Origin of the sequence: Streptococcus orisratti DSM 15617, assembly GCF_000380105.1 — a bacterium.
GTDB lineage: Bacteria > Bacillota > Bacilli > Lactobacillales > Streptococcaceae > Streptococcus > Streptococcus orisratti.
Genome location: NZ_KB904505.1, coordinates 1 through 7,899, shown reverse-complemented (window position 1 = coordinate 7,899; position 7,899 = coordinate 1). Strand labels below are relative to the sequence as shown.

Below are 7,899 nucleotides of genomic sequence, written 5' to 3'. Positions count from 1 at the left end.
CAAAAACAGAACTTAGTCTGAGACTAAATTCTGTTGGTTTTATGCAGTTTTCTCAGAGTAACTTCTGGAAGGACGGGAACTAGAACTTACTTTGAGAATTTACCTTTTTCCATAAATTCCCAGTCTGGTTCAAATTTCCCCTATGAAGAAGATTTAGTAGGCAACTTTATCATAATTTTAGTTAGGTTTGTTTTGTATTTTCTTCCAAAAGAATAGCGATACCTTTCTTTATCCAAAACAGTAGCAAATAAACATTGCATTATATTTGTTTAGTTTCTCATTTCGTCCTACAGATAGTGTAGTAGAACCAATAAAATCATGGTCTAGCCAATTTTCAAGTGGATAGTAATTATTTTTGTGCTCCTGGTGTTGACCAAGACAAGCGAATGGCTGTTATCATAAAGCGGGTAGGAGATAATGCTTATATTATTGATTATTTTAATACCATTGCTTTACTAAGCATTTTACTTGAGAATCATGATGTCCTACATCATTTAGATGATAAGAAAAAAAATTATTTGAAGTCTGAGTGGGAACCATATGCTTATATGCGCTTGTTGGCCTATTATGGGGATGCTAAGACTATACGCCTTAAGGTAGAGCAACTTGGGAAAATATACTCAGATAGGCTTTTCTTCAATACAAAAAGTGGTTTATTTGAATACGATATGATGGAGCAGGCTATTCGCTCGGTTTCAGTTAGCGAGATGAAGCATAGTTTGATTAGCAATATGAAAGTGAGGGCCTAACTATGGCTGAAGTTTCTATTAAAGAGATGAGAACAGGGGATGGCAGTAATGGGACAATCAAGCTGGACTTAAATGAACAGTCTGAATTGATTTTAAAAGCTTATAATATTACCATTGCTTGTACCAATCTCACACAGTATATTTCTAGTGTTGTAAGCTCTCTACCAGGTGTTAGTAGTCAAGGAATTTTTAAAAATTACATTGGAAATGATGGGGATTTGAACCTCTATTCTGTCAAAGCTCAAGAATTGCAGACCTTGGCGGAGGTTATGCATCAATTTGCTCTAGATACCTATTCAACAATGGTAAATGTGGATAATATTCAAGCCCTTGAGATAGGAAATCTCCTGTTAAATACACAAGTTCCAGCGACTTCTTCGGCAACTGCAGAAGAGAAAAGTAGGTTATCGGAGTCACAAACTACTGTCAGAAATAACCAACAGTCGGCTTTTGACTATTTTAAATCGTTAAAGGACAAGTAAGGAGAGGTGCATGACAAATTATTATTCAAATAAGTCAGATTTTAGCTCTGGTTCAGGCACAGGTACAACAAGTAACTATTATGGAGCCTCCTATAGTATTGACGGTGAAACCCAGCTAACAAATTTGTTGACGGCGATTGATGAGGTTGCACAGGTCGTTAAGCCTGAAGGACTCTCACATTTGTATGTACAAACAGGGGACGCCAGCTTAGGGAAAGATATGCCAAGCTCTACCTTCAGTACAGCTTATGACAGAGCAGATAGCATGCTGACTTCGGCAAAACGCATTCATAGTGAGGTGTTAGAGCGACTTGATGGAAAATTTACCAAAGGGGTCGATAATAGTCTAAAATCCTTAAATGAGGTTAATGGGAGTGAAAAACCTTACCAGTCCAAAAACCTCACTTACCAAAAAACGAATACCATGTATGACGAAATGGGTAATGCATATGATTACCAAACGACAGAGCACTATAGTCTAGCCGATATTTTAGATCATAAAGCAAGCCCTGTTAAAGCAGCCCAAGAGATTTATCAGAATCGTTTAGAAAATTTAAGGGATAAACTAACAGAAGCTAACGGACTTAGTGCAGAGGAAGTCAAGAAATATAAAGGAATGAGTGATGAGGAACTGATGAGTCAGTTCTATATTTCAGGTCAAATAGGTAATTACTCGAGTTTAAAGCACTTCCAATGGCAGGAGGATAATAAAGAGTGGCTAGAGCCAGTTGAGCAGTGGCTAGGGATAGGGCTTCTTGCAGTTTCTATTGTTGCGTCAGTTGTTTCGTGGGGGGCTGCCTCTCCAACTGTTGTTGCAGCGGCAACGGCAGTAGCAACGACCACAGCAACAGCAGGAACGGTTTATAGCGTTGTAGATGGAGGTTATTCTGCTATTACGGGAAACACCTTGGTATCAGGGACTGCATTAGATACGGATGATCGTTTGTGGGCCGCAGCGGAAGCTATTACTGCAGCTGGAACCATGGGAGTCGGTAGAGTCTTCAAGGCCGCTGGTGCTGCTGATGACACTATAAAAGTAGCAACAAAAGCAGCAGATACAGTAGATGATACGACAAATCTGGCTCATATAGGTTATAATACTATTATCCACGGTGAGGATCCGACTCTGGCTTTAGTAAGCTTTGCCGGGGGTAAGGTTGTCTCAGGTGTGAACAAGCATATTGAAGAGAGTCGCGCTAAGAGTAATGGCGATTCAGGTGGAGGCAATCCAGCCTACCAAGAGTATGTCGAACGTAAGATTTTAGAAGGTAAGAGCTATCTTTCTGAGCCAGACTGGGCACAAAAGGTTGCCACTATCGAAAGTAATACCTCCACGTACTCAAATTTCAAGGCCAGTCAGTTAGAAGTCTTTAAGAGTCAAGCAACAGATGTTGAATCCAATATCACAATTGAAGTCAAGAATGCTTCAGGAGAGACCCAACATGTCCAAGTAAAGGCGATAGGCTTTGATGAAGCGGGTAATATCCGCATTCAGGATTACACAACAGCAACCGGAGGTTTGTCTGTTAGCCGACAGGCCTTGATAGAGGACTTATCTAAGTATGGTGGAACCGTTGTAGGAAAAGGTAAAGGTGCCTTTACTGGTGGTACCGAAATCAAGCCTGGAACACAGATTGATGTGGTATCGCAGAAGACTGATAATTTGACAATTGGCTATGATCCTATTTCAAACTTTAGAAGTGAAATGGAGAAACTACCACATATTGATTTATCTCAAAATGTTGTTGATGGTTTGATAAGTACTCCTAACGGTAAGCGACCATCGGTGGAGAGAGTTTATTCACAAGAAGAAATTGATACACATCTTGGTATGTTTAAGGATGGGATTGTAAAAGTTCAAAGTTTTGAAGGTTACCAAATGTCTGCTAAAATGTATGGCGGAACTGTTGGTGCTGAACAAGGTCACTATGTTATGCCTAAGTGGGTTTATAAAAAAGCTGTTCAAGCTTCAAATGGTAATCCACGAATTTTAGAAGAATTATTGGGTTTGGATGAGGGTTATCTGGGAAATAATCCGGTAGTTATTGATATTAAGCATTATGAAGGATTAAGAATGCCATCTGGTAATGAGCCAGGAGCATTTCAAGGTTTGTGGGAACCTGGTGGGTATACCAAAGGTGGAATTCCAGAAGCAGTAATTGATCAACTAGGTCCCAACGATTACGAGGTAAGTAAGATTTTTAGTAGAGAAGGAGTTTAACATGATAAAGTTTCATGATTACGGCTTGTATTCAATTTTTGAAGATGATGGTAAGTTTAATATATCTTGGATACGAGGTAAAGAGCACTTATCTTTTCCTATAACTGAAAACTTGGTAAAAAAGGCACAATTATCGGATACTGATGCGCTTGAAGTAATGTTTTACCTAGAAAAAGGGCATTGGCCTAAAAATGATGAGATGAAGCATTATAATGAAACAGATATCATTACCCATAAAGGAAATGGTTTCATTATTTATGAAGAAAATGGTACTTATGAAATGCGTTGGCAATCAGGTGATTTGACGAACCGTGAAGTATCTTATCCAGTTACTAAGGAATTAATGGAGAAAGCTCTAAAGTCAGATAAAGATGCTGAAGAGGTAATGCGTTACCTTACAACGGGTTTATGGATAACGCCACAGTAGTCTAAGTCAGACAGAGATTTTCTTAGAAAATATCCTGAACTGATTTTAAAAAATTTGAGCGAGAATAGTAAATTATTTTCAAAAGAGGAGTTTTCACAACTAGTAGAACAAGCCATAGAAAATGAATTACGAACTCAAAATATTGATTCTATTGGAATAATTGCTAATCACTTAGAGTTATTACTAGTTGACCCGATCCGTTGGCAAACGGAAACAGAAGATCTTCACCTTCTCAAACTTCAAGAAAAAATCAACAACTACATTCACTTTATTGAAACCAAACAATACGTTAAAAAATATGGGGATAACTTTGATAAGAAGGTTATCAATCTCACCTTCCAGTATGCTCCGTCAGACAATGGCTTGGCATTTCTAGCGCAAGTTCAAAAGGTTTTACAATCAACGGATATGAGCTTGAAAGTTGTTTTGCCAGAATAGATTGTCTATCGCCTATGCCTGAGTAACTCTGGTTTGCTTGGGTCTTTCTGTTGCCTTCTATATAATGCCGAGCCCAAGCGTTATTACTCCTCTTTACCGACTAGGATGTCACAATCATATTAACCAATAAAAGTTTTCTGCTAAACTTAGAACCTGTATTCATAGTTCAGCACTTCTATCTCTTATCTATAAGCACTTCACTTGTAAATACAGGTTCTTAGAGATTCAATTTTAAATTTTTTATTTAGCTCAGTTAAAACGAAAAAGTATTTATTTTCTGACAAGTTGACTTTGGGTTTGTTATAATGAAGATTAGAAAAAACAAGGAGGAGAGATAGATGTCTGTTGGCTTAGTCTTGGAAGGAGGCGGAATGCGCGGGCTGTATACCGCAGGAGTTTTGGATGTTTTTTTGGATGCTGGCGTAAAAGTGGACGGTATTGTGTCAGTTTCTGCGGGAGCCCTTTTTGGAGTCAATTATGTGTCAGGACAACGCGGAAGAGCGCTACGTTACAATAAAAAATATATCTCTGATCCTCATTACATGGGATTTTGGTCTTGGCTGAGTACTGGAAATATGGTTAATAAGGACTTTACTTATTATAAAGTTCCTATGGAATTAGATGTTTTTGATGAGGAGGCCTTTGAAAAATCAGGGATTCCTTTTTATGCAACCTTGACCAATATAGAAACAGGGAAAGCAGAATATCACAAGATCGATAATGTTTTTAAACAGATGGAAACTTTACGTGCTAGCTCAGCCTTACCAGTGGTCTCTAAAATTGTTGAAGTAGATGGGAAAAAATATCTGGACGGCGGCCTGTCAGACTCTATCCCAGTTGATTTTGCCAAAAGTTTGGGCTTTGATAAGCTTATCGTTATCTTGACCCGTCCTATTGACTATCGTAAAAAACCATCTAGCGGACGTGTTTACAAACTACTTTATCGGCATTATCCTAATTTTGTAAAAGTTGCTTCAAAACGTTACCAGCACTATAATGATACCGTGGAGCACATCATTGAACTTGAAAAATCAGGTCAAGTTTTTGTCATTAGACCAAGTCAATCCATTGATATAGGACGTTTGGAAAAAGATCCAGATAAATTTGAAGAGGTTTATCAACACGGTGTGGCTGATGCGGAACAAAGTATGGCTGACCTGTCAGTCTATCTAACAACAAATCCTAAGGATTAAGGCAATAATGACACACTTGTTTTTAGACAATAGTTTTATTAAAATAAAATTTATGAAAAGTTATCGTATCGTGTTTGCCAATCTTATTTTTGGGCTTGCCTTCTTTTTTTGTACAAACGCTTTAGCAGAACAAAAGAAGCCTGCATCAAAACTTGAAACCTATGTCAGTCAGTTGAAACAGCCTTTATCCACCTCAGAGCAGCAGCAATTGGTTCGGCAGTTGGAAACGGACGTCAACGCTCTAAAATCATTTGGTTGGAGTGAAAAAACTATTCAAAAGGTATATTTGAAGGTTCCTTCTAAAAAGAAAAATGTCAGTCAGTTAAAAGTACTTTTTACCAAACGGTCTGACCAAGCTAAGCTGTTTGGCAGTGATATTTTTCAGCAGATGTGGGAATATGATGTTAAGGGAGCTAGTCAATCAAAAGCTAAGAAACTTCTAAAATTGGCTCTCGAAGCAGTGGGAATGCCAGATGAAATTTCAGGGAGTCCGCAGGAAACAGCGGAGCTGATTAGCCATTTTTCAGACGATATTGAGCCAAATGAAAATTTTTGGAAAATCTTTTCAAGAACAGTTCAGTTGGCGTTTCCAGGGAGAAGTTTGGCAAAGCCAGGAAATTTGCAACATCGCCTGCATCAATTACGTTATGTTATCTCTGCCCAGCAAGCGCAATGGGTTCGAAAAGAATATAGAAGTCCGGGTTTAACAGATGCTCAAGCTCTAGCTCGTTATATGAAAGATATGGATGAATCCAATGCTTTTATCGAGGGAGTTGGCATTAAAGATGATAGATATTATTATAACTATGATTGGGGAGAATCTTCTCGTTTACACAATAAGATTGCCATTTCAAATCAAGCCATTTCTAAAATTAAGAAAACTTATCCTGATGGAAAAAACCAAGTTAATTTTAAAATTGTGATGAGCTTTTATACTGAGTTTATCCTTGATGAAGATGGTCATTTTGTCAATGAACTAGATCCCGAAGGCAGTACGGAAAATGGTGTCATTAACGGTGCTAGCTATAATTATGCTAATGAGAATAATAAAATGCATCGGTATCTTGATGTTTATCCTGTACTTTTGCATGATCCCCAGTTTCGTAAAGGTGTTCTTCAAAAACATGGAGTTGCTTTTAAATCACCTAATAAGGTCAAAAGCAGAGGGTTAGCCGATCGCCGAACACGCTGGGAATATAGCTATTATAATAAAAAGGGCTACTATGGTAGTGTGGGGCTTAGCCGTGCTCAAAGAGTTGCTAAAGCGGTTAAAGCCTTTAAAAAGTTAGTGGAAGGGAGTCATCATGAAAAAAAATAGCTGGTTGAAGCGCCTTAGTTTACTTTTTTTAGTTCTGATTGGGGGGCTAGGCTTTCTGATTTGGGATTTTTTTCAGGATGAAACGGTTTCTCAACTTACTATAAATCAAACTTACGATGCCTATAATGAATTTAAACTATTGAAAAATAACCGCTGGGTGATGCTAATTGACAATAGTGATTACGAGTCGCAAGATGAGTTAGAGGACGAACGTGTTGACAACTATCCTGAAGAAGTCTACCCTGAGATGACTTTTTTAGAAGGAATTTACAAAAAAGAGGGTGACAAGTATTATTTTTGTGTACTGAAATCAGCTACTATCACGTTCAAATCGGTCAAGGCTGTCAAAGAAAAGAAAATTTTTAAAAAAGCTATAAAGGTGGAGAAAGAGAAGAATTACATATCGGATCCTATTTTGGTTAAACAAGATGATGTCTATATTTACAAGGATATCTACATTGAACAGGATGAAAATGGTAGAGAGAAAGTAAGTGTCGAGGACGTGGAGGTTTATCCGTCAGATAATCATATTCCAAACTCTGTTTCGCAATTCTTGAAACAATTCAAATTGGTTTCAAGCACTAAGTAACGATTAATTGTAGTCAGGGCGTTATTGTTCAATTTTTAACATTCCCACTACAAACAGTTTTTTGCTTTGAAATAACAAAGCTACATCTCAGAGAAGTTTGCTATGTGTCATGGGACATATTTTCTCTGAGGTGTTTTTTGATACCTTGAGTGGTTAACCTCATTTTAGATCTTTCAGTTTGCTTGTCTCGCCAAATTTCATCATATAATTTTCCCGCGTTGTAAAATGAAGTGCAACAAAAAAGACATGCTCGTCTGATATACTAGAATTCCCCAACTCAGTATAGAAAGCAGATGAACATGTCCACTAATCATTCTACCAAAAAATCGTTATACTCACACCTTTCAGCCTCTGAACGCGGAGAAATCAGCGCCTATCTCAAGATGGGCAAGAACCCCTCTGAGATTGCTCGTCTGCTTGGGCGTCATCGCTCAACCATCAGTCGTGAAATCAAACGAGGAAGTGTTTCTCAGGTTCAAGAT

General features: G+C 38.0%; 9 protein-coding genes. All 9 read left to right on the top strand.

The window, feature by feature from the left end; genetic code table 11:
- The first annotated feature begins 386 nt into the window (after nt 1-386).
- On the top strand, nt 387-749 hold the full coding sequence (locus A3I7_RS12850; RefSeq protein ID WP_018376697.1) for a hypothetical protein: 363 nt from the start codon (nt 387-389) through the stop codon (nt 747-749).
- 2 nt (nt 750-751) lie between these two features.
- Nucleotides 752-1,231, top strand: coding sequence for a hypothetical protein (locus tag A3I7_RS0110370; RefSeq protein WP_018376696.1), 480 nt, complete (start codon nt 752-754; stop codon nt 1,229-1,231).
- 10 nt (nt 1,232-1,241) lie between these two features.
- Nucleotides 1,242-3,452: a hypothetical protein gene (locus A3I7_RS12845; RefSeq protein WP_018376695.1), complete on the top strand. Its 2,211-nt coding sequence runs from the start codon at nt 1,242-1,244 to the stop codon at nt 3,450-3,452.
- A gap of 1 nt (nt 3,453) precedes the next feature.
- Complete coding sequence (locus tag A3I7_RS14645) at nt 3,454-3,879, top strand: hypothetical protein (RefSeq protein ID WP_018376694.1); 426 nt, start codon at nt 3,454-3,456, stop codon at nt 3,877-3,879.
- Between the two features lie 54 nt (nt 3,880-3,933).
- Nucleotides 3,934-4,317 carry a DUF6572 domain-containing protein gene (locus A3I7_RS14640; protein WP_018376693.1) on the top strand — a complete coding sequence of 128 codons (384 nt, stop codon included), beginning with the start codon at nt 3,934-3,936 and terminating at the stop codon, nt 4,315-4,317.
- Nucleotides 4,318-4,655: 338 nt separating this feature from the next.
- Nucleotides 4,656-5,510, top strand: coding sequence for a patatin-like phospholipase family protein (locus A3I7_RS0110345; protein ID WP_018376692.1), 855 nt, complete (start codon nt 4,656-4,658; stop codon nt 5,508-5,510).
- A gap of 52 nt (nt 5,511-5,562) precedes the next feature.
- The gene (locus tag A3I7_RS0110340; protein ID WP_033418754.1) at nt 5,563-6,828 is read left to right on the top strand and encodes a DUF3114 domain-containing protein; all 1,266 of its coding nucleotides are present in this window, start codon (nt 5,563-5,565) and stop codon (nt 6,826-6,828) included.
- Nucleotides 6,815-7,417: a hypothetical protein gene (locus A3I7_RS0110335; protein ID WP_018376690.1), complete on the top strand. Its 603-nt coding sequence runs from the start codon at nt 6,815-6,817 to the stop codon at nt 7,415-7,417. The genes A3I7_RS0110340 and A3I7_RS0110335 overlap by 14 nt, the downstream gene beginning before the upstream one ends.
- 299 nt (nt 7,418-7,716) lie before the next feature.
- Nucleotides 7,717-7,899: helix-turn-helix domain-containing protein (locus A3I7_RS0110330; RefSeq protein WP_018363747.1), on the top strand; the 183-nt coding region annotated here is incomplete at its 3' end.